The organism is Enterobacter sp. MGH85 (genome assembly GCF_001037655.1).
GTDB lineage: Bacteria > Pseudomonadota > Gammaproteobacteria > Enterobacterales > Enterobacteriaceae > Enterobacter > Enterobacter intestinihominis.
The window spans coordinates 4,426,418-4,445,428 of sequence record NZ_KQ089925.1 but is presented as its reverse complement, the minus strand read 5'-3'; the positions used below and the strand labels follow the sequence as shown (position 1 = coordinate 4,445,428).

The following is a 19,011-nucleotide window of genomic DNA, read 5'->3' as shown; positions in this document are numbered from 1 at the left end:
CTCGCCATCGTGCGGGGCTTTTTAATACCAGAAGAAGCAGGAGAATAAGCATGTTAACAGTAAAAGTGATGTCGCCAGGTGGTGGCGAAGAGATTCATTGCGGCCTGAGTGTTGGCTTTAATCCCACCCAGCAGAGCATCGCGGTATCGGGAATGGACAAAAATGTATTCCTGAAACCTGGCGAGGTCGCCTACGTGATGAACCAGAACGGAAAGACGGTTTCTCGTTACGAGCATATTGCCAGTCAGGAAGCACTGCATAACGCGGTGGATTCGTAGCCATTACAAAGCTCACCTGCTGGTGGGCTTGATAATGGATATCCCACTGAGCGGATAAATCAAAAATAACCCCTGCAACGGATAATGACGGAGCAACAAATGGCAAAAGCCAAATGGCACAGACTTCCGGCATTCACCATTCCGCTGTTTCAAAGTGCGCATGTCTACCTCGCAACAACCAGAGAACAGTTTCAGCACGCTGATAAATTCCTTGGCGGCAGCGGGGATGAGAGGCCGTTTAACTCTGGACTGGCAAGCAACTATGAAAACACCGATACCGGAGAGCGTTGCTACCTGATCGGAGTATTCGATAATCAGATATCCACGCTCGTTCATGAATGCGCTCACGTATGCTTTTACGTTTGCTGTGATGTCGGCGTGACAACCAAGCCGGAAGACGCCAACGAAACGTACTGCTACATGCTGGATCGCATGTTCAGTCACTTCCTGCCATACATCAAACAGGAATAAACAATATGGCAAAACCGGACTGGGGCGCGCTTCAGCAACGGTTCCTGTCCGACCATGCCGTAACCGGCGTATCACCGAAGGATTGGTGTGAAGCGCAGGGACTGAATTATGCAACCGCACGCCGATATATCAAAAAACCTTCTGCGCAAACTGCGCAAAAATCTGCGCAGAAAAAAGTGCGCACTGCGCAGAAAGAACAAAGCGCAGAAGAGCTGGTGGATGATGATGGATTAACGGCACAGCAAAGGCGTTTTGTCGCAGAATACCTAAAGGATGGTAACGCCACACAAGCAGCTATCAGGGCGGGTTATAGCAAAAAATCCGCTGAACAAATCGGTTATCAACTTCTTCAGAAAACTTCAGTTGCACAGGCCATTGCGCAGCAGCAGAAAGCCTCCATTGCGCGCACGCTTGGCAGTGCTGATGAGGTTCTCTCCCAGATGTGGCAACTTGCCACTTTCGATGCAAACCAGCTTTCACAGTATCGTCGCGGAGCTTGTCGCTATTGCTGGGGCTTTGGCCACCATTATCAGTGGCGTGATGCTGTGGAGTTTGACGAAGCAGTCGCGAAAATCGAGGGCAAGGAAGGTGCTAAGCAACCGGAAGACCCCGGCGGGTATGGCTATGACCACAACCGAGAGCCTAACCCTGAATGCCCGCGCTGCAATGGCGACGGAGTAGGACAGCCTTACTTCGCAGACACCCGGAAACTTTCCCCTGATGCTGCTTTGGCTTATTCCGGCGTCAAGCTTGGGAAGAATGGTGTTGAGATAACGGCAATCAGCCGCGAGCGCATGTATGAAGCCGTTATGAAGCGGCTTGGCCTGGCAGATAGCGAATTCGCGCAGCGCCTCCAGCAGATCGAAATCGACCGCCGGCAGCTGGAGGTTGAGAAACTCCGCAAAGAGCTGGCCGGTGATGGTGATGATGACGAACCAACGCCAGTTGCAATCAATATCAACGTAGTGGACGCGAGGGCGGAAGATGGGGATCAGCCCGACACTTAATATCCCTCAGGCGCGGTTCCTGGCAATGCAGCACAAATTCAAAGCCTACGTTGCTGGGTTCGGTTCCGGTAAGACGTGGGTGGGTTGTGGCGGCATTTGCAAAGGAATGTGGGAACACCCGAAGATTAACCAGGGCTATTTCGCGCCAACGTACCCGCAAATTCGTGACATCTTCTACCCGACGATTGAAGAGGTGGCCTTTGACTGGGGGCTGACCGTCAAAATCAACGAGGGGAACAAAGAGGTTCACTTCTACGAGGGGCGACGGTACCGCGGGACAACTATCTGCCGCTCGATGGAGAAGCCCGGCTCGATAGTCGGCTTTAAAATCGGTAACGCGATGGTGGATGAGCTGGACGTTATGGCGGCTGCCAAAGCGCAGCAGGCGTGGCGAAAAATCATTGCCCGTATGCGTTATAAGGTTGATGGGCTGCGTAACGGTATTGACGTCACGACCACGCCAGAAGGGTTCAAATTCGTCTACCAGCAGTTCGTTAAGGCTGTGCGTGAAAAACCTGAGCTTTCTGCTTTGTACGGGCTGATTCAGGCCAGTACGTTCGACAACGCGAAGAACCTGCCCGCGGATTACATCCCTTCGCTGATGAACTCCTATCCTCCGGAGTTGATTAAGGCGTATCTGAGGGGGCGCTTCACCAACCTGACCAGCGGCACTATCTATCACCAGTTCGATCGACGCCTGAATAACTGCACCGATGAAGAACAGGCAGGCGAGCCGCTGTATATCGGCATGGACTTTAACGTTGGCAAAATGGCAGCCATCGTCCACGTCCTTCGGAATGGCGAGCCGCGCGCCGTTCGCGAATTGATAAAAGTTTATGACACGCCGGCCATGATAAAGCGTATCCAGGAAGAGTTCTGGCGCTACGAGGGCGGACGCTACGTGTCGTCCAGGCAGATTTATATCTTTCCAGATGCCTCTGGTGATTCGCGCAAATCGAATAACGCCAGCGCTACGGATATTGCGCAGCTCAAACAGGCCGGATTCAGCGTGGTGGTAAACGCAGCCAACCCGCCAGTGAAGGATCGCATCAACTCCATGAACGCCATGTTCTGCAATGGCAACGGCGAGCGCCGCTACAAAGTGAATGTTGCTCGCTGCCCGGTCTATACCGACAGCCTTGAGCAGCAGGTATGGGCGGCAAACGGCGAACCGGATAAATCAGCCGACAACGATCACCCAAATGATGCTGGTGGCTATTTCATCGTGAAGCAATTCCCGATCATCAAGCCGACCGGAAAAGTCACTCAACTACGGATTTAACTCCATGCCTGACATCTCAACACCCAATCTGGACTATGGGAACATGGTCGAGGCGTGGGATATCAACGATGCCCTGATGGGCGGCACGCTCTATATGCGACAGCTGGGCGAGCAATATCTACCGCGCTGGCCGAAAGAAGACAAAGAGGACTACAAAAAACGCCTCGCCGTGGCCACGCTTCTGCCAGCCTACGAAGAGACCATTAAGCAAAACATCGGGCGTGTATTCGCCGAGCCCATTAAGCTTGCCGAGAATGTGCCGGATCAGCTTCGAGAGTATGCGAAAAACTTCGACCTTGAAGGGACGCGCCTGGACGTATGGGCGCAGGCCTTCTTCGGTCTGGCGATGCAGTATGGCCTCTCCCACGCGCTGGTGGATTATCCCAGGGTGGACACCGAAAAGGTGAAAACCAAAGCTGAAGAGAAAGCTACCGGCGCGCGCCCCTATGTCACCATGCTCAATCCACGCCAGGTAATTGGCTGGAAGTCGAAAATGGTGGACGGCAAAGTGGTGCTGACTGCGCTGCGTATCAAAGAGGTTGTGGTCGAAGACGGCGACGACTTCGGGCAGACCAAAGTCGAACAAATACGGTACCTGACACCCGGAAAGGTGGAAATTTACCGCAAGGCTAAAGATGCTGACGGTGCCGCGAACTGGGCGCTATTCGATGGGTGGCAGACATCCCGCCAGGATATCACTCTGGTCACGCTCTACACCAAGCGCACCGGGTTTATGTGTGGTTCACCTCCATTGCTCAATATGGCCCTGCTGAACATTAAGCACTGGCAGAGCCAGAGCGAGCAGGACAACATTCTGCATGTCGCCCGGGTGCCGATACTGACAGTATTCGGTCTCGAGCAGGATCAGGAATTAGTGATTGGCTCTTCCTCTGCTACGTCATTCTCCGATCGGAACACCCAGGGCCTGGAATACGTCGAGCATACAGGTTCCTCCATCGGTGCTGGCAAAGAGTCGCTGGCAGAGCTAGTGGAGCAAATGCGACAGGCAGGTGCGAAGCTGCTGCGCACCGAAAATACCTCTACCAAGTCGGTAGACCAGACCTCTGAAGAGAAAATGCAGGAGCAGTCACCGCTCTACACCATGGCGACAAGCCTGGAAGATGCGATCGACAATATCCTGCAAATCATGGCTGAGTACATCGGTGAAGCGGAAGGCGGCAACGTTGATGTGCGCACCGAGCTTGATGTCGAGTCGAAAGAGTTTAATCCACCAGCGGCTATGGCCATTCAGTCGCTGCGCCAGGGCGGTGACCTTCGTCGTATCGATGCAATCAAAGCCCTGCAAAAACTCAACCTGATTGATGCCGACGCTGATCCCGATGTGGTTCTGAGCGAGTTGCTTGCTGAGTCAGCATCTCTGACTGAACCGCCGCCGGGTGAGGTGTGATATGGCTCGTTCGGTAAACGACAGGTTGCAGGACGAGACCATAGCTCACGGACTTTACGTGACGCGCTACGGTACGGGCGTTGCCCGACGAATGGTGACGCTGCTTAACAGGATGGATGCTGAACTGGCTGCCCGACTGCTTGTACTGCTGGAGGGTAAGCGCGCTGACACCTACAGCGCGCGTCGCCTTGCATCGCTACTGGCTGGTGTGCGGGATCTAAACCAGCAGGCCTACGAACCGGTCAATGCTGCTCTGATGCGCGAACTGACGCGTTACGCTGATTATGAGACCGGGTATCAGTTTGACCTGTTCAGCAGCCTTATTCCCGGTCAGGTGCTTAAGCACGTCCCGCTGCAAAGCATTGTCCCGGAACAGGTCTATGCTGCTGCGGTGGCGCAGCCGTTCCAGGGGAGGTTGCTGAAAGAGTGGGGCAAGAAACTCGAATCGGATCGGCTGGAAAAAATTACCAGTGCCGTACGCACAGGATTTCTTCAGGGAGAAACCGTCGAGCAGATTGTGAAGCGGGTCGCCGGCACGCCGCAACTTAAACGCCAGGACGGGGTTATCAATGCCTCACGTCGAGACCTTGCGGTAGTAACCCGCACGGCGGTGAACCATGTGGCCGCTACAGCGCGCCAGGAGTTCGCCCAAGCCAACAGCGATATCGTGAAGGCGAAACAGTGGTCTTCGACTCTGGACACCCACACCAGCCAGTGGTGCATCATCCGCGACCGCAAACTCTACTCGCTCGATGGCAAGCCGCTGGGCCATGCAATCCCATATCTGCGCGGGCCCGGCAAAATTCATTTCTGCTGTCGCTCATGCGAAATTCTGATCACTAAATCGTGGGAGGAATTGCAGATAGCCTCTGGCGAACTGAGCAGCGCCACACGCGCTTCGATGGATGGACAGGTGCCTTCGCATACCAGCTATGCCGAATGGCTCGTCAGGCAACCGTACGCACGGCAGGAGCAGGTGCTGGGCGTTACTCGCGCGCGAATGCTGCGTGACGGCAAAATCACCGTGCCTGAGATGTTCAATGATGCCGGGGAGTTTCTGACCCTGGACGAACTGCGCCGCGTGGATGCGTCGGCGTTTGAGGAATAGGGTATGCGTAACGAAGATTTTCACTACGTTGGAGATGGTCGTGGAAGGCGAAGGGTGTTCGTTAATGGCAATGAGATAAAGAGCTGTGTATGGGCTGATGTCAAACGTGGTATCGCCTGTATTCATCCACACCCGTTACGGATCCACAAGCGAAAGCGGGGTGAAATTTACTCCCGCAAGCTGCGCGGTTACATAACCATCGAATTTATCTAACAGGCTGCCTCCGGGCAGCTTTTTTTATGCCTGCCGCTGAGCGGATGCGACGCGGTGCCCGGGTCGGATGACCCATTACGTATGGCCGGAAGGCTGGAGCAAAAACAATGAAACTGAAACTTGATGCTAACGGAAATGTGGTCGTTGAAAACGGTATGCCTGTGTACATCCATGATGATGGCAAAGAGATCCCGTTTGATGCGGTCGCAGCGATGACCAAAATCACCTCCCTGAATGGTGAGGCGAAAACTCACCGTGAAGCTAAGGAAGCGACGGAAGCCAACCTCGCGAAATTCTCTGGCATCAGTGACCCGGCCAAGGCGCTCGAAGCCCTGGAGATGATGACCAAAATCGACCAGAAAAAACTGATCGACGCTGGCGCTGTTGACCAGGTTAAGGCTGAGATTACCAAGGTATTCCAGCAGCAGCTGGATGAAGCGAACGGCAAGACCAAACAGCTCGAAAGCCAGCTCTACGACGAGATGATCGGCGGCCGCTTCGGTGGCTCCAAATTCATTTCAGAGAAGATGGCGATCCCGGCTGAGTTCGTGCGTTCGTACTTCGGGCAGAACTTCAAAATCGAAGACGGCAAGGTCGTGGCCTTCGACGGTCAGGGCAATAAGGTGTTCTCCCGCACCAAGCCCGGCGAGCTGGCCAGCTTCGATGAAGCGCTGGAATCTCTGGTCGAGTCGCACCCGCAGAAAGACTACATCCTCAAAGCGTCCGGCAACAGCGGCGGCGGTTCTCACCAGTCGCAGCACCAGGCCGGGCAAAAAACCATGAAACGCGATGCGTTTGATTCCCTGGATAACGCTGGCAAGCAAGCAGCGCTGAAAGACGGCGTCAGCATCGTCGATTAAATCGAAAGGAGCCATAAATGGCAGGCAATACCCTTACTGGTCTGATCCCGACCATCTATACCGCGCTGGACGTAGTGTCCCGCGAGCAAACTGGTTTTATTCCTGCGGTGGCGCGTGACGCGAAAGCGGATGCTGCTGCAAAAGACCAGACCGTACGTGCGCCAGTCGCACCTGCAGCCACCACTGAAGATATTGTCCCTGGTCCGTCAGCACCTAATTCTGGCGACCAGACCATCGGTGGTGTGGATGTCAAAATCACCAAATCCAAGATGGCCCCGGTCAAATGGAATGGTGAAGAGCAATTGGCTTTGGGCCCGGCTGGTACCTACAACACCATCCTGGCTGACCAGTTCAAGCAGGCTTTCCGAGCGCTGGCGAACGAAGTGGATGCAGACCTCGCTGCGCTGTACCTCAACTCCTCCCGCGCTGTTGGCGCGCCGAAGAATACCCCGTTCAGCATCAAAGACGATCTGACTGATGCTGCGTTGGCGCGTCAAATCCTGACCGATAACGGTGCGCCGACTACCGATTTGCGTATGGTGCTTGGTGGCGAAGCGATGGCATCCATCCGTGGTAAACAGGCTGTCCTCTTCAAAGCGAACGAAGCGGGAACCGACCAGCTGCTGCGTGAAGGTGTTATCGGTCGCATCATGGGCTTCAACCTCCACGAATCCTTCAGCATCAAGCGTACCGCGAAAAGCGCTGCTGCTGGCTATAAGGTCAATGGCGAGAAGAAAGAGGGCGATATCATCATCGCTATCTCTGCCGGCACCGGCGGTATTGCTGCAGGTACTGCGGTGAAGTTCGCTGGTGATGACAATCAGTATCTGGTTGTTGCGGCTACGTCTTCCACTATCACCATCAGCGCGCCGGGGCTCCGTCAGGATCTGGCAGACCAGGCTGATGTCACTGTGTTGAGCGAATTTGTACCGAACATGGCGTTTGACCGCGGGGCATTCCTGCTGGCCAGTCGTACCCCGGCGATGCCTGAAGGTGGCGATACTGCTGATGACGTCATGAATGTGACCGACCCGGTATCTGGCATCACCTTCCAGGTTGCGCTGTACCGCCAGTACCGTCAGGTGCGTTATGAAGTTGGTCTGGCATGGGGTGTGGCTGCTGTGGCGCCACGTCATTCCGCCATCATCATGGGTTAACCCAGGGGGCTTCGGCCCCTTTGTTTTTCAGGAGGCCCAATGGCCGGATTAACCAGAGAGCAGCGCGCGCAGCGTGACGCGGAAAAGCTTGCAGCTCAGCAGGGTATTGAGCTGGTGGTCATGGTGCGTGACACCCCAGAGTTCCCCGGCGGCCCGCTGCGTGCAGATGTTCATCCTGATGAAGTGGATAACTGGCTGGCGCTGGACTGGCGTCTGGAGGAATAACCATGCTGGTTGCCGATCCCCATTCGCCGGACTTTAACAGCTACGCCAGCGTGTCCGACCTGCGGGTCTTTGCCGCCGCGCGCGGATACACCATACCTGCCGAAGATGGCGAATGCAGCCAGATGCTGATGCAGGCGATGGACTTTCTGGAAGGAAGGACCTGGCGTGGTCAGCGCTCCAGCGCATCTCAGCCTCTATCCTGGCCGCGCTCCGGCGTACGCTTCGATGGCGTGGACCTGCCGGATGATGCTATTCCACAGCGCCTGATTGATGCCCAATGCCGCCTGGCTATCGAGTCGCAGGAGATTGACCTCACGCCGTCGGTCTCCGGTGGCGGCGCGGTCATAGCTGAGAGCGTACAGGGGGCGGTCTCTGTGCAGTACGAGCCGGGAACGAATAAGGCTACTCCATCATTCCCCTGGTTCTATTCCTCGCTGCGCGGGCTTGTGGTGGGCGGCAACCAGGTCCGGATCGAAAGGGGGTAGCATGGCAATCGACTATCGCCGCATGCGCGCTACGGCAACGCGGCTACTGACGGAGAACGGCAAAGCCTACCAACTGACTCGCGGCGGAACCACCACCCGCGATCAGTACGGGAAAGAGGTTATCACCGAGCCTATTACAGCGACCGTTACCGGCGTTATCACCGAATACTCCACGCGTGAAATCGACGGTTCACTGATTGCTACGGGCGATAAAAAATTGGCGGCCACGTTTGAAACGGAAGTGCGCATTGGCGACCTCATTGATATCGACGGAAAAAAGTGGCGCGTGGTTCAGCCGAATCCGGTTAAGCCCGCAGATGTGCTGATCTCCTACAACATCCAGCTGAGGACCTGATTATGACCAGTTCTGCAAATCAGCCGTTCCTGGCTGCTATTCAGCTGTTCGTTGATGGCTCAAAGCAGGAGATTGACGAGGCGGTGCGCCGGACGGGTATCAAAATCCTGGGTAGATTGGTGGAGATGTCACCAGTCGGGCAGCCGGAGACCTGGCAAGTGAACCAAACGGCCTCTGCTTATAATACTGCAGTGCGTGAACATAATGCTGCCCTTCGCGATGATCCTGCCAACCTGACCAAATCGGGACGACTAAAGCGCGGTTTGCGTGTAAACGACTCGATGGACATCAAAAAGCCTGAGGGTTATGTCGGTGGTCGGTTCAAGAACAACTGGTATGTCGGGTTCGATAGCCAGCCAACAGAGACGAACGATACCCCGGACGCTTCGGGGCAGGGTTCAAACTCCCGCGGTCTGGCGGTGCTTGAGGTGTTCAAAGTAGGGCAAGTGAGCACGATTTACTTCACTAACAACCTGCCATATGCCCAGGCACTGGAGAACGGACATTCAAACCAGGCGCCCGGAGGTATGGTCGGGTTGACCGCATTGGATGCAGCCCAATATTTCCGTGAGGCAATGAGCGAGGTACGCAATGGTCGGTGATCAGTCCATGCGAATAGCTGACCTGCTGGAGAGTCGGGTAGCCATAATCTCGGCCTCTCTCGGCTTGCCGATCGCATGGCCGAATATCGTATTTGATCCACCGGATGCGCCATACGCCCGTGTTTATGTTTTACCTGCACAAACTGTAGGTCAGGACATAGAAGGTCTGATGCGTACCTATCAGGGGATCTTGCAGGTAAACATCATTACTCCCGCAGGCTCAGGCGTGAGCCAGGCAAGAGGGCTGGCCCAGTCGGTGGCAGATGCATTCCCTGAAGGACTGCCGCTGGTGGACGGTAATCTGACGGTTTACATCAACGGGCCGCCGCAGGTGAGACAACCCATCCAGGACCGGCCAACCTCGGCGCCCAACGGGTCCAGTGGCTCCATAACCTACACCATTCCCGTCAGCATGCAGTACCGCGCTGACTACTGACCTGCCAGATGGCGGGTTTTTTATTAGCTAAATTCAGGAGAGTGCTATGGCATTCGCAATCCCTAACGGCTCGCGTGTGAACGTGGCCAAGGCCTATCAAGCCCCAATCACCTTTACCGCAGCCTCTAACGCGACGGAATGCGAACTGACCGTTGCATCGGCTTCCGGCATTCTGGCCGGTGACGTAGTTCAGGTGAGTTCCGGCTGGTTAAAGCTCGATAACATGGTGCTGCGCGTAAAATCGGTGACCAGTAATAAAATCGTGCTGGAAGCATTCGATACTACCGACACCACCAAATTCCCGGCAGGCACTGGCGCGGGCACGCTGCGTAAAATCGACTCATGGATCACCATGCCTCAGGTGATGACACTATCAACTGAAGGTGGTGACCAGCAGACCATCAGCGTGCAGTTCCTGGAAGATGACAAAGCGCGAACTATCCCAACGTTTAAAAACGCGGTGGTTCAGGTTTACACCTTTGCACATGACCCTCAACTGGCGATCTACAAACGCCTCATTGACCTGGATGACTCCAGCGACACCACCGCGGTCTGGTTCCATAACCCACGCGGCAAAGCCGATCGTTTCTACTCAGCCAAAGTCTCGTTCCAGCGCGTGCCGCGCACGGAAATCAACGCTGTGGAAAGTAACGAGGCGCGCATGAACTTCGAATCGGACATGCAGATTTACCCGATCGCCGATTCATCCGTGACGCCTCTGGCGTTCCTGACTGACCTGCCGGCCACCAAGTCCGTTGCCACAGGCGCAGCGCTGGATCTGGCAGTGGTAATGAAGGGCGGCTCAGCACCTTACACCTACGTTTGGAAGAAAGGCAGCACCGCTATTCCTGGCAAAACCGCTTCGACGCTCAACATTTCGTCCGTCGCGTCCGGGGATGCTGGCGTTTACACCTGTGAAGTCACCGACGCCGCGGGCAAAACCATCACCTCTGCTGCGTGTACTGTCACGGTCAGCTAACCAATCAGGCCCGGTAAGCCGGGCTTTTTTTTGGAGTAACCCATGAGCGGAACAATTGAGATTAGTGAGGTTGGGATGACAGTCAATATGGCTGGTGGCGGGAAAATAGTTATCGGCAATTGGGGTGATGGCCCAGTAAATACAATAACCGCTCGGCCACCCCTTACCCCGGAAGAGGGGCTTTACGGTCACGGGCTATGTCTCCTGCCTGATGGATGGGAAGATCTAAGCGGTGATGGACACTGGCAACATCACCTCACTAAATCTTTGCGTCATCTTTGGCCGTCGTTCAGCAGGGAACAGAAGATGGCTATCGCTTACTCCATCAGCGAACTGTCAGATGAGCTGACGAACACCGCATACGAAGGCTCCAGGTAAAAACACATCTGCGCATCGCACGCGCACATCGAAGAAAGTCTTTCAGCTGTGAGCCTGGGCAAACCGTTAACTTTCGGCGGCTTTTCCGTGCGACAGGATCACGTCTAAAAGGAAAATTAAAATGTCAGAACCTTCAGTCGTCCCTTACGTAAAAACCACTCCCAAACCTTTTGGTGTGGACGTCGAATGGAAATGGCCAGGTGGCTGCGCGGTGCTAGAACTGCAATGCCTTCATGAAGATGGCCGACTTATGAAAGAACGCATCTTCTGGCCAGCTACCGTATGCCTTATTTCCGGCCTCAAAGCTGGTGAGAGATTGCAGGTGCGCCTGCGTCCAATTGCAGAAGATGGCTCAGCACGAGATTGGCGAGCCGGTGACTGGATCGAAGGGGTTTCTTCTGTCGATACCGAAGAGATTATTGAGGCGCTGGACGAAGAGATCCGTAACAGCTGCGCACTTCATGGCCTTAAAGGTGGCTGGTTTGTCGATAAAACCGGCAAGGCTTACATCCACGAAGCGCTGATTGGCGATGGCGTAGTGTCTCAAAACTACAGCGTTAAATTAAACGTCGCCGGCAAAGGCAAGCCGCACGAAGCTGGCATGACCCTCGGTGTTGAAGGTGAGCATAGCAAGGTTGAGTTTCTGGCCGATCGCTTTAAGGTACATGAAGCCGCTTCATCCATCATCGAGAACGCCGTCGTAACAAAAACGAAGATAAATATCGCACTTGGCGATGAAACGAAGCAGGCCGTCATTGATGCTGTGCGTGAAAGCGATTTGTTCGCATCCCTCCTGGCAAAGATTGATGCGCAGACAGCTTCAGTAGTTGGCCTGCAACAGGCGATGCACGAAGCGGTGAACGATGCTCTCCTCAATGCGCTCAAGCCAGGCGGTCTGCTGTACAAACGATAACCCCCCCATCACGCACTCGAATATTCAACCCGCTACGGCGGGTTTTTCATTTTCTAAGGAACCGAAATGACCAAATTTTCTCTGAACCCCAACCCAACTTTTTCTGTGACCGCGAGCATTCCGCGTGCTGGAGCCGAAGACGGCAAGCTGACGTTCACCTTCCGCCATAAGACACTGGAAGAGCTGCGCTCTATGGACGAAAAGCTGCAAAAGGCCGCTGAAGGTAAAAAGGCTGCTATCGAGCCGCAGGCCGACTACCTCATGGAAATTGTCGAGGGGTGGGCACTACCTGACGAGTTCACCCGCGACAACGTTATTGTCCTTCTTCAGAACTACCCGCGCGCGTTCGACAGCATCGGTCTGGCCTACACCAAAGAGCTGATGGGTATCCGCGAAAAAAACTGAGGCAGGTCGCCGCAGCGTTGTATACGCCGGGTCCGACGCTCGCGGAACTGAGCGCTTTTGGTTTAACGCCTGATGATGTGGAGGAAGAGGTGTGGATCCTGCCCTCTGTGTGGAAGTCTTTCACCATCTTCTCTGCCCTGGCAACCCAGTGGCGCGTCGGCGGGAGCGGGGCGACCGGCCTTGATTACAACGTTCTCCCCTGGATGTTCAAGTTACACGGGGTTGAGGATGCGGCGGCCTGCATGGCTGACCTTCAAATTATGGAAAGCGAGGCTCTCAAGGTAATGCATAAGGAGACGAAATAATGACAGACCAGATCGCCTCGATTACTTTGCGGGCCGATGTTTCTGACCTGAAAACAGCCAGCAACGAACTGGATAAACTCGGCCAGGCGGCGGCCGGTGCTGTAGATAAAGCAGATGATCTGAATAGCGTGTTTCGCGCTGGCGCTGAATCTGCGAAGCAAGGAAGTGAAGGGCTCAAGGAGCAGCAGAACGCGCTCAAAGGGCTGCTGGAGAATATCGACCCGGTTACCAAGGCCTTAAACCGCCTGGATGAGCAGCAAGAATCGCTGCGGAAATTCCAGGCCAAAGGTTTCCTGGATACCGATACCTTTCAGGCTTACAACAAAATCCTGGATGACACCCGTCTCAAGCTGACCGACACCGGAGAAGCCGCGGCGCGCGCTCAGGCCGAATTAGCCGCTACCCAGGCGGCAGAGAAGCAGTCCGCAGCGTTAAAGAACCTGCTGGGTTCCATCGACCCGACTATCCGTGCGTTCAATTCACTGGATGAACAGCACGCACAGCTGGTGGCCCATTTCGAAGCAGGGCGCATTAACGGCGCTCAGTTCGAGCACTTCAACACAATCCTTAACCAGACGCGTGAGCGCCTCTCTGGCGTGGCTGACGCTCTCCCAGAGGCACTATCCCGCCAAGAGGCGGCGGCCCGCCGCGCTGGAATCTCCGTCGGTCAATACAGCGCAGCGCTGCGCACGCTTCCGGCGCAGTTTACCGATATCGCTACGCAACTGGCGGGAGGGCAGTCTCCATTCCTTATCCTGCTCCAGCAAGGTGGGCAAATAAAAGATTCCTTCGGGGGGTTAAGTCCAATGCTCCAGGCTTTGCGGGACGCATTGTTTGGGTTTAACGAGGAGAGCAGAGAAACATCCGAGTCGGCAGCGGGGATTAGTGACGCTGCTGAAGGACTTAACAACACCAGTGAGGCAGCGGAGAAGCTGGGGCGGGCGGGTGGCCTGTTAAATACCTTTAACCTTGCGATTGCTGGCTCGGTGGGTTTGCTGGCTCTTCTGGCGGGGGCTGCATACAGTTCATCCCAACAGTTCGACAACGTTGCCAGATCGCTCATTTTGATGGGCGGGGCTGGTTTTTCCTCCATGCAGCAACTGAACGATGCGGCAAAAGCTGTTGCTGATAACGCAGGTGCTTCCCTGGCTGAGTCCGTTGATACCCTGGTCCAACTAAATGACACCGGGAAGTATACCGCCGACCAGATGTCGAAAATCGCCAAATCAATTCTGGCTATGGGCGATGCTGGGCTGGATACAAAGGCTGCGCTGGCGGATTTTTCACGCCTGGCAAGCGACCCTATTAAAGCGCTCGCAAGCTTGAACCAGCAATATGGCTTTGTTGATGAAGCCATGATGAAGCACATCATTACCCTGGAGAAAACGAAGGGGAAAACAGCAGCGGCAAACGAAGCTATAACGCTTTTTGCCGACACCATGGAGGATCGAAGTAATAAAATTGTAGAGGCCACCGATAATATCGGGCAGGCGTGGAACGGGTTTAAGGCTTTCTCCTCCGACATTTTCGGTCAAATCGGGGTTACCGTGCGCGCATGGGGAAACCAGATCATCGATATCTTCGAACTTGTTAAGGCTTCGATTAAAGACCTGTTCCTCAACATTACTTCACTGGACGCTAAATTCACCGGCACAATTGCTGGCTGGGCTGAAAAAATCCCTGGTGGTGGGGCACTGGCTAATTTCCTCGGCATGGACGCTGAGGCAATGAAAAAGGCTGGAGCGGAAGCGGACAAAGAGATTGAGGCGAACAAAAAACGCTATAACGAGCTTTGGAAGCGTGTCACTGCTCCTAACGCACAGGCATATTATGAAGCCGAAGCGCGAGGTGCCAGCGTTAAAGGGGAGGGGGGATCGATCCGCGAGTCGAGGGACGCAGTATCGAAGCTTGCCGAAGACTCAGCCAAAAAGACCAAAGAGGCCAAGGCCACGCTGGATGCTGGCGATCGCACCCTGGAGAACTACCGCGCCCAGGCCAGAACGTTAACTGAAACGCTCGAGACCCTCCGACAAACTGGCGAAACCCACGCTAAAAATACCGAGTTCAGTAAACAGCAATCTCGGTTTGCTGAATTGGATGAGGCAGCCAAAACCCGCGCGCTGACTGCTCAGGAAAAATCTTTACTGTCGAGCCGTGAGGCGATTCTGAACGCCGCCAAGGTGGTTGATCAGAAGAATAAGGAAGTAGAGGCGCAGCAGAAGATTAACGGCCTGGCGCAGCAGGCGAATAAATACGTCACGCAGATGTCGGAAAAGACTGATGCTTTGCGCGCTAGTGTAGGCCTCAGCAGTCGGCAAACACAGCGCATGATGGAGGAAGCGCAACTCCGCCAGGGCTGGCTCAACGGTGGGGGTAAACTTGAGGATGCCGGGTATGAAAAAGAACTGGCGGCTCTCAGGAAATATTATGCCGAAGAGGACAAATTACGGGGCGACTGGAAAGCGGGTGCGGTGAGTGGATGGAACGAATATCTCGATGCTGCAACCAACACTTACGACGCCGTTAAAAACGTTGCCAGTTCCACGCTGACCGGCCTGAGCAACATGCTGACTGAGCTTATGACAACTGGCACCGCGTCAGTTAAAGAGTTCGGCAAATCTATGCTCAAGATGATCCTCGAGATAACCAACCAACTTATAGTGGCCTATACAGTACAGGCCGCGATGGGCTGGATAAGCGGTGGCAGTAAAGGCGGGAGCACACCAGGGGGATCTTACGCGAACGCTGCCGCTGGCCTAACTTTTAACGCTAAAGGCGGTGTTTATGATTCGCCAGGGCTCAGTAAGTACGTTAATGGGGTATACGACTCTCCCCAGTATTTTACTTTCCAGGGGACGTCCAAGTTTGCGAAGGGCGGTGTATTCGCAGAGGCCGGAGCTGAAGCGATCATGCCACTGGCAAAAGATTCTGCCGGAAGACTTGGAGTTAGAGCGCAAGGCGGTGGGGCAATGGCTCCCATCATTAATACCACCGTTAATGTCGATGCTGGTGGCTCGGCAACAGCCAACACATCAAGTTCTGGTGATGCTATGGGCCGTGCCCTTGCTGATGAAATGCAGAACGCTGCGTTGCAGGTTATCCAGAAGCACCTTAAGCCTGGAGGCATGATCTACAACTTCAGTAAAGGCAGGTAGTGTTTACGTCGTCCCCTGGTTAATATGATGAAAACCATAAAAATCAGGGGATGATTGTGTTAAAAAAAATCTTTAAGAAGATCTTAAGAACCATTGGACTATTACTGCTTCTGATTGTAGTGATTATTGTTGCAGCGCTGGTTAACAAACCTTCAGAACAAGAAAAGAAGCAAAAAGAAGCCAAGGAACTTACGGATAAAAAACTGGATGAGCTTCGCGATGCCTGTGAAGCTTACGTAAGGATGTCAGTCATTAACAAAAGCACCCTGGATATGTCGGTGTTTGGCTCGAACAGATGGCTCGGTGATGACGGTAAGTTTTACGCCACGCAGGAGTTTAGCGCCAAAAATAAATTTGGTCTTGAGCAGAAATTCAGGGCTGAATGTATTGAAGACAAGGATGGGAAGACTGATTACCGGCTTGTAGAAATGAATGGAAGTTAAATCAAAATGGTCTGAAAACTTTCCCCCCATGCTTTCAACCAGTATTAAGCCTCGCACATGCGGGGCTTTTTTATGGAGCAAATATGGCAGTTGAAACATACAGCTGGCGCTCGCAGCTCGGTGCTGGCGCGATTGAATATAGCCAGGCAGTACGCGCGGCGCAGTTCGGTGATGGCTATGAGCAGGTGGCTGAGAATGGCATCAACTCCACAGCCATTCAGGTGCCGATGAAGCATACAGGAGCAGAGGCTGAGGTTGATGCAGTCCGTGATTTCCTCCTGGCTCATACCGTGAAGGCCTTCATCATCACGCCGCCGGGAGAAGAGAAGGGGCTTTACCGTGTAGTCGCAGATTCTGTGCGGAAAAATCAGATCAGCAGCAAATTCGCTGAGCTGACATTCACTATCAAACGGGCTTATGGGGTGTATGCATAATGGCATTAGTCGATCAGGCGGCGATGCTGGCACCAGGTGGCAGAGTACGCCTGGTTGAAGTTGACGCCTCAGAGTTCAGTGGCGGTATTCACCGTTTCCACTACGCACCTTTCCCCCATACACCGGAAGAGATCGACGCTGCCAATGGTGAAGAAGAAAAGCTTGGACCAAAGCCAATAGCATTCGGTGGCAAGACCTACGATTTTTGGCCGTTTCAGGTTTCAGGCCTGGAGCTATCAACAGACCAGGCGGCGGAGCCCACCCTCAGCGTCTCAAACCTTGACGGCCATATCACTGCGCTGTGCCTGCAATTTAAGGACATGGTTAACGCCAAAGTGAGCATTATCGATACCTATGCGGTCTATCTCGATGCCGTAAATTACCCTGGTGGCGTAAACCCTACAGCTGATTCGTCAATGTTCACACTTCAGACCTTCTGGCTTGACACCAAAACCTCCGAAGATGATGAGGTGGTTACCTGGGCACTCAGCAGCCCAGCCGATTTGCAGAGCCTTGTGATCCCCACCCGACAAATCACATCGCTTTGTGAATGGGCGCTGCGCGGTCAGTACCGTAGCGGCGATGGATGCACCTATAACGGCACTGCGTATTTCGACGCGAAAGGGAATCCGGTATCAGATCCTGCCCTTGATGTTTGTGGCGGTTGCCTGAGTGACTGCCGTAAGCGGTTTGGTGCCGGGCTGGCAGAGCCTAATACCGCGACCCTTGATTTTGGAGGCTATCCAGCCACCGTGCTTTTTTCCCGATAACCGGACGTACCAATGAATAAAACCATAATGGCAGCTATCCGGGCGCATGCACTGGAGGAATCCCCGCGTGAGTGCTGTGGCTTCGTTATTCAGTCTGGCCGTCGCCAGCGCTACATTCCCGTGCCGAATACGCACGAAAATCCGACAGAACATTTTCGCATCGATGGCGAGCACTGGGCTAACGCCGAAGATATCGGGACGATTATTCGCGTCATCCACTCCCACCCTGGCGACGGTGCCCGGCCTATTCCGTCCGAACTGGACCGCCAGCAGTGCAACAACTCCGGCGTGATCTGGGGTATTTACTCACCTGACAGCGATGAATACGCCGAGATAATGCCGGAGGCGGTGCCGCTTATTGGGCGTCCGTTTATCCTGGGCTCGAATGACTGCTGGGGGCTAATTATGGACTGGCACGCCATTCAGGGCGTCACGCTGAACGATTTTCGCGTCGATTACCCGTGGTGGGAAACCCAGTACCCGGACAATCTCTATTTCGAAAACTGGGAGCGGGAAGGATTCGTCGAGTGCGATCCGCTACCAGGCTGTATGGTCATCATGCAGGTTGATTCCGATAAGTGGAACCATGCGGGCATCATCACTGAAGAAGGTGAACTGCTCCACCACCTTTACGGCCAGCCTTCCTGCATTACCCCGTATGCCCGAGGCTATTTCAAAGACCGCACGATGATCTGCGTTCGTCACAAAGACCTGCCGCAGGAGATAAAGCCATGGCGCGTTTAACCACCATTCGTCTGTATGGCGCACTGGGCGCCCGCTTCGGGCGTGTGCATAAACTGGCAGTGCAGACATCTGCCGAAGCGGTAAAAGCCCTATGTATCAATTTCGACGGGCTGGAAGACTATCTGATGAATGCCAAAAAAAATGGCATGATCTTCGCGGTGTTTCGCGGTAAGCGCAACATAGGCGTGCAGGACTTCCAGGAGCTGGCAGGCAATAGCGATATTCGCATAGCGCCAGTGATGGAGGGGGCCAAAAAAGCCGGCATTTTTCAAACCATCCTTGGTGCCGTGATGGTGGTTGCGGGCATTGTAGTATCTGGTCTCTCTGCTGGTTGGGCTGGGCCAGTTGGTGGGGCGATGATATCCGCTGGCATCGGTATGATGGCCGGCGGTATTTACCAGATGCTTTCGCCCCAGCCCAAAGGGTTGCAGGGGCGAGACGACCCTGACAATAAACCCTCTTATGCCTTTGGTGGCTCAGTTAATACCCTTGCGATGGGAAACCCGGTCGCGCTTCTTTATGGTGAGCGCGAGATCGGCGGCGCTATCATCAGCGCTGGCATAGTCGCCGAAGACATCTGATAACTCCTTTCTGAATA

Annotated in this window: 25 protein-coding genes; all 25 read left to right on the top strand. The window is 54.4% G+C overall.

Annotated elements, in window-relative coordinates:
• Positions 1 to 50: 50 nt before the first annotated feature.
• The 25 genes from SK51_RS21150 (at position 51) to SK51_RS21030 (ending at position 18,994) form a co-directional block, all read left to right on the top strand.
• The gene (locus SK51_RS21150; protein ID WP_048207073.1) at positions 51 to 278 is read left to right on the top strand and encodes an FHA domain-containing protein; all 228 of its coding nucleotides are present in this window, start codon (positions 51 to 53) and stop codon (positions 276 to 278) included.
• 99 nt (positions 279 to 377) lie between these two features.
• On the top strand, positions 378 to 749 hold the full coding sequence (locus tag SK51_RS21145; protein WP_032621551.1) for a hypothetical protein: 372 nt from the start codon (positions 378 to 380) through the stop codon (positions 747 to 749).
• A 5-nt stretch (positions 750 to 754) separates the two neighbouring features.
• Positions 755 to 1,756, top strand: coding sequence for a terminase small subunit (locus tag SK51_RS21140; RefSeq protein WP_048207071.1), 1,002 nt, complete (start codon positions 755 to 757; stop codon positions 1,754 to 1,756).
• Positions 1,734 to 3,038 (top strand): terminase large subunit domain-containing protein, encoded by a 1,305-nt coding sequence (locus tag SK51_RS21135; protein ID WP_048207070.1) that lies wholly within the window; start codon positions 1,734 to 1,736, stop codon positions 3,036 to 3,038. The genes SK51_RS21140 and SK51_RS21135 overlap by 23 nt, the downstream gene beginning before the upstream one ends.
• 4 nt (positions 3,039 to 3,042) lie before the next feature.
• On the top strand, positions 3,043 to 4,446 hold the full coding sequence (locus SK51_RS21130; protein WP_048207068.1) for a DUF4055 domain-containing protein: 1,404 nt from the start codon (positions 3,043 to 3,045) through the stop codon (positions 4,444 to 4,446).
• Position 4,447: 1 nt separating this feature from the next.
• Positions 4,448 to 5,554: a phage minor head protein gene (locus SK51_RS21125; RefSeq protein ID WP_044596246.1), complete on the top strand. Its 1,107-nt coding sequence runs from the start codon at positions 4,448 to 4,450 to the stop codon at positions 5,552 to 5,554.
• A 3-nt stretch (positions 5,555 to 5,557) separates the two neighbouring features.
• Positions 5,558 to 5,767 (top strand): hypothetical protein, encoded by a 210-nt coding sequence (locus SK51_RS21120; protein ID WP_022651635.1) that lies wholly within the window; start codon positions 5,558 to 5,560, stop codon positions 5,765 to 5,767.
• A 107-nt stretch (positions 5,768 to 5,874) separates the two neighbouring features.
• Entirely contained in the window at positions 5,875 to 6,627 is a 753-nt protein-coding gene (locus SK51_RS21115) for a DUF6651 domain-containing protein (protein ID WP_048207065.1), read from the top strand.
• 17 nt (positions 6,628 to 6,644) lie between these two features.
• A complete protein-coding gene (locus SK51_RS21110) occupies positions 6,645 to 7,784 on the top strand; it encodes a major capsid protein (RefSeq protein WP_023277172.1) in 1,140 nt (379 codons plus the stop codon).
• 39 nt (positions 7,785 to 7,823) lie between these two features.
• On the top strand, positions 7,824 to 8,009 hold the full coding sequence (locus SK51_RS21105; RefSeq protein WP_023277171.1) for a hypothetical protein: 186 nt from the start codon (positions 7,824 to 7,826) through the stop codon (positions 8,007 to 8,009).
• 2 nt (positions 8,010 to 8,011) lie between these two features.
• Complete coding sequence (locus tag SK51_RS21100; protein WP_045626288.1) at positions 8,012 to 8,494, top strand: DnaT-like ssDNA-binding protein; 483 nt, start codon at positions 8,012 to 8,014, stop codon at positions 8,492 to 8,494.
• Between the two features lies 1 nt (position 8,495).
• Positions 8,496 to 8,849 carry a hypothetical protein gene (locus SK51_RS21095; protein ID WP_022651630.1) on the top strand — a complete coding sequence of 118 codons (354 nt, stop codon included), beginning with the start codon at positions 8,496 to 8,498 and terminating at the stop codon, positions 8,847 to 8,849.
• 2 nt (positions 8,850 to 8,851) lie between these two features.
• The gene (locus SK51_RS21090; RefSeq protein WP_048207064.1) at positions 8,852 to 9,451 is read left to right on the top strand and encodes a hypothetical protein; all 600 of its coding nucleotides are present in this window, start codon (positions 8,852 to 8,854) and stop codon (positions 9,449 to 9,451) included.
• 7 nt (positions 9,452 to 9,458) lie between these two features.
• On the top strand, positions 9,459 to 9,887 hold the full coding sequence (locus SK51_RS21085; protein ID WP_230679795.1) for a phage tail terminator-like protein: 429 nt from the start codon (positions 9,459 to 9,461) through the stop codon (positions 9,885 to 9,887).
• Between the two features lie 46 nt (positions 9,888 to 9,933).
• Entirely contained in the window at positions 9,934 to 10,866 is a 933-nt protein-coding gene (locus SK51_RS21080) for a phage tail tube protein (RefSeq protein ID WP_048207060.1), read from the top strand.
• Positions 10,867 to 10,908: 42 nt separating this feature from the next.
• Positions 10,909 to 11,244 carry a hypothetical protein gene (locus tag SK51_RS21075; RefSeq protein WP_023330242.1) on the top strand — a complete coding sequence of 112 codons (336 nt, stop codon included), beginning with the start codon at positions 10,909 to 10,911 and terminating at the stop codon, positions 11,242 to 11,244.
• Between the two features lie 121 nt (positions 11,245 to 11,365).
• Positions 11,366 to 12,157 carry a phage tail tip fiber protein gene (locus tag SK51_RS21070; RefSeq protein WP_048207057.1) on the top strand — a complete coding sequence of 264 codons (792 nt, stop codon included), beginning with the start codon at positions 11,366 to 11,368 and terminating at the stop codon, positions 12,155 to 12,157.
• Positions 12,158 to 12,223: 66 nt separating this feature from the next.
• Complete coding sequence (locus SK51_RS21065; protein ID WP_044596250.1) at positions 12,224 to 12,562, top strand: phage tail assembly chaperone; 339 nt, start codon at positions 12,224 to 12,226, stop codon at positions 12,560 to 12,562.
• A 17-nt stretch (positions 12,563 to 12,579) separates the two neighbouring features.
• A complete protein-coding gene (locus SK51_RS21060) occupies positions 12,580 to 12,867 on the top strand; it encodes a DUF1799 domain-containing protein (RefSeq protein WP_048207055.1) in 288 nt (95 codons plus the stop codon).
• Positions 12,867 to 16,022 carry a phage tail tape measure protein gene (locus SK51_RS21055; protein WP_048207054.1) on the top strand — a complete coding sequence of 1,052 codons (3,156 nt, stop codon included), beginning with the start codon at positions 12,867 to 12,869 and terminating at the stop codon, positions 16,020 to 16,022. The genes SK51_RS21060 and SK51_RS21055 overlap by 1 nt, the downstream gene beginning before the upstream one ends.
• Before the next feature lie 56 nt (positions 16,023 to 16,078).
• On the top strand, positions 16,079 to 16,465 hold the full coding sequence (locus tag SK51_RS21050; RefSeq protein WP_127348274.1) for a hypothetical protein: 387 nt from the start codon (positions 16,079 to 16,081) through the stop codon (positions 16,463 to 16,465).
• 83 nt (positions 16,466 to 16,548) lie between these two features.
• The gene (locus tag SK51_RS21045) at positions 16,549 to 16,899 is read left to right on the top strand and encodes a phage tail protein (RefSeq protein WP_045621122.1); all 351 of its coding nucleotides are present in this window, start codon (positions 16,549 to 16,551) and stop codon (positions 16,897 to 16,899) included.
• A complete protein-coding gene (locus SK51_RS21040; protein ID WP_048207052.1) occupies positions 16,899 to 17,669 on the top strand; it encodes a phage minor tail protein L in 771 nt (256 codons plus the stop codon). Before SK51_RS21045 ends, SK51_RS21040 begins: the two co-directional genes overlap by 1 nt.
• Before the next feature lie 12 nt (positions 17,670 to 17,681).
• Positions 17,682 to 18,413: a C40 family peptidase gene (locus tag SK51_RS21035; RefSeq protein ID WP_048207050.1), complete on the top strand. Its 732-nt coding sequence runs from the start codon at positions 17,682 to 17,684 to the stop codon at positions 18,411 to 18,413.
• Positions 18,401 to 18,994, top strand: coding sequence for a tail assembly protein (locus SK51_RS21030; RefSeq protein WP_048207049.1), 594 nt, complete (start codon positions 18,401 to 18,403; stop codon positions 18,992 to 18,994). Before SK51_RS21035 ends, SK51_RS21030 begins: the two co-directional genes overlap by 13 nt.
• The last annotated feature ends 17 nt before the right edge of the window (positions 18,995 to 19,011 follow it).

Excerpts from the sequence above, each read along its gene's own strand:
- SK51_RS21150 (WP_048207073.1), top strand. The coding sequence starts at position 51 with ATGTTAACAGTAAAAGTGATGTCGCCAGGTGGTGGCGAAGAGATTCAT.
- SK51_RS21145 (WP_032621551.1), top strand. The coding sequence starts at position 378 with ATGGCAAAAGCCAAATGGCACAGACTTCCGGCATTCACCATTCCGCTG.
- SK51_RS21140 (WP_048207071.1), top strand. The coding sequence starts at position 755 with ATGGCAAAACCGGACTGGGGCGCGCTTCAGCAACGGTTCCTGTCCGAC.
- SK51_RS21135 (WP_048207070.1), top strand. The coding sequence starts at position 1,734 with ATGGGGATCAGCCCGACACTTAATATCCCTCAGGCGCGGTTCCTGGCA.
- SK51_RS21130 (WP_048207068.1), top strand. The coding sequence starts at position 3,043 with ATGCCTGACATCTCAACACCCAATCTGGACTATGGGAACATGGTCGAG.
- SK51_RS21125 (WP_044596246.1), top strand. The coding sequence starts at position 4,448 with ATGGCTCGTTCGGTAAACGACAGGTTGCAGGACGAGACCATAGCTCAC.
- SK51_RS21120 (WP_022651635.1), top strand. The coding sequence starts at position 5,558 with ATGCGTAACGAAGATTTTCACTACGTTGGAGATGGTCGTGGAAGGCGA.
- SK51_RS21115 (WP_048207065.1), top strand. The coding sequence starts at position 5,875 with ATGAAACTGAAACTTGATGCTAACGGAAATGTGGTCGTTGAAAACGGT.
- SK51_RS21110 (WP_023277172.1), top strand. The coding sequence starts at position 6,645 with ATGGCAGGCAATACCCTTACTGGTCTGATCCCGACCATCTATACCGCG.
- SK51_RS21105 (WP_023277171.1), top strand. The coding sequence starts at position 7,824 with ATGGCCGGATTAACCAGAGAGCAGCGCGCGCAGCGTGACGCGGAAAAG.
- SK51_RS21100 (WP_045626288.1), top strand. The coding sequence starts at position 8,012 with ATGCTGGTTGCCGATCCCCATTCGCCGGACTTTAACAGCTACGCCAGC.
- SK51_RS21095 (WP_022651630.1), top strand. The coding sequence starts at position 8,496 with ATGGCAATCGACTATCGCCGCATGCGCGCTACGGCAACGCGGCTACTG.
- SK51_RS21090 (WP_048207064.1), top strand. The coding sequence starts at position 8,852 with ATGACCAGTTCTGCAAATCAGCCGTTCCTGGCTGCTATTCAGCTGTTC.
- SK51_RS21085 (WP_230679795.1), top strand. The coding sequence starts at position 9,459 with ATGCGAATAGCTGACCTGCTGGAGAGTCGGGTAGCCATAATCTCGGCC.
- SK51_RS21080 (WP_048207060.1), top strand. The coding sequence starts at position 9,934 with ATGGCATTCGCAATCCCTAACGGCTCGCGTGTGAACGTGGCCAAGGCC.
- SK51_RS21075 (WP_023330242.1), top strand. The coding sequence starts at position 10,909 with ATGAGCGGAACAATTGAGATTAGTGAGGTTGGGATGACAGTCAATATG.
- SK51_RS21070 (WP_048207057.1), top strand. The coding sequence starts at position 11,366 with ATGTCAGAACCTTCAGTCGTCCCTTACGTAAAAACCACTCCCAAACCT.
- SK51_RS21065 (WP_044596250.1), top strand. The coding sequence starts at position 12,224 with ATGACCAAATTTTCTCTGAACCCCAACCCAACTTTTTCTGTGACCGCG.
- SK51_RS21055 (WP_048207054.1), top strand. The coding sequence starts at position 12,867 with ATGACAGACCAGATCGCCTCGATTACTTTGCGGGCCGATGTTTCTGAC.
- SK51_RS21045 (WP_045621122.1), top strand. The coding sequence starts at position 16,549 with ATGGCAGTTGAAACATACAGCTGGCGCTCGCAGCTCGGTGCTGGCGCG.
- SK51_RS21040 (WP_048207052.1), top strand. The coding sequence starts at position 16,899 with ATGGCATTAGTCGATCAGGCGGCGATGCTGGCACCAGGTGGCAGAGTA.
- SK51_RS21035 (WP_048207050.1), top strand. The coding sequence starts at position 17,682 with ATGAATAAAACCATAATGGCAGCTATCCGGGCGCATGCACTGGAGGAA.
- SK51_RS21030 (WP_048207049.1), top strand. The coding sequence starts at position 18,401 with ATGGCGCGTTTAACCACCATTCGTCTGTATGGCGCACTGGGCGCCCGC.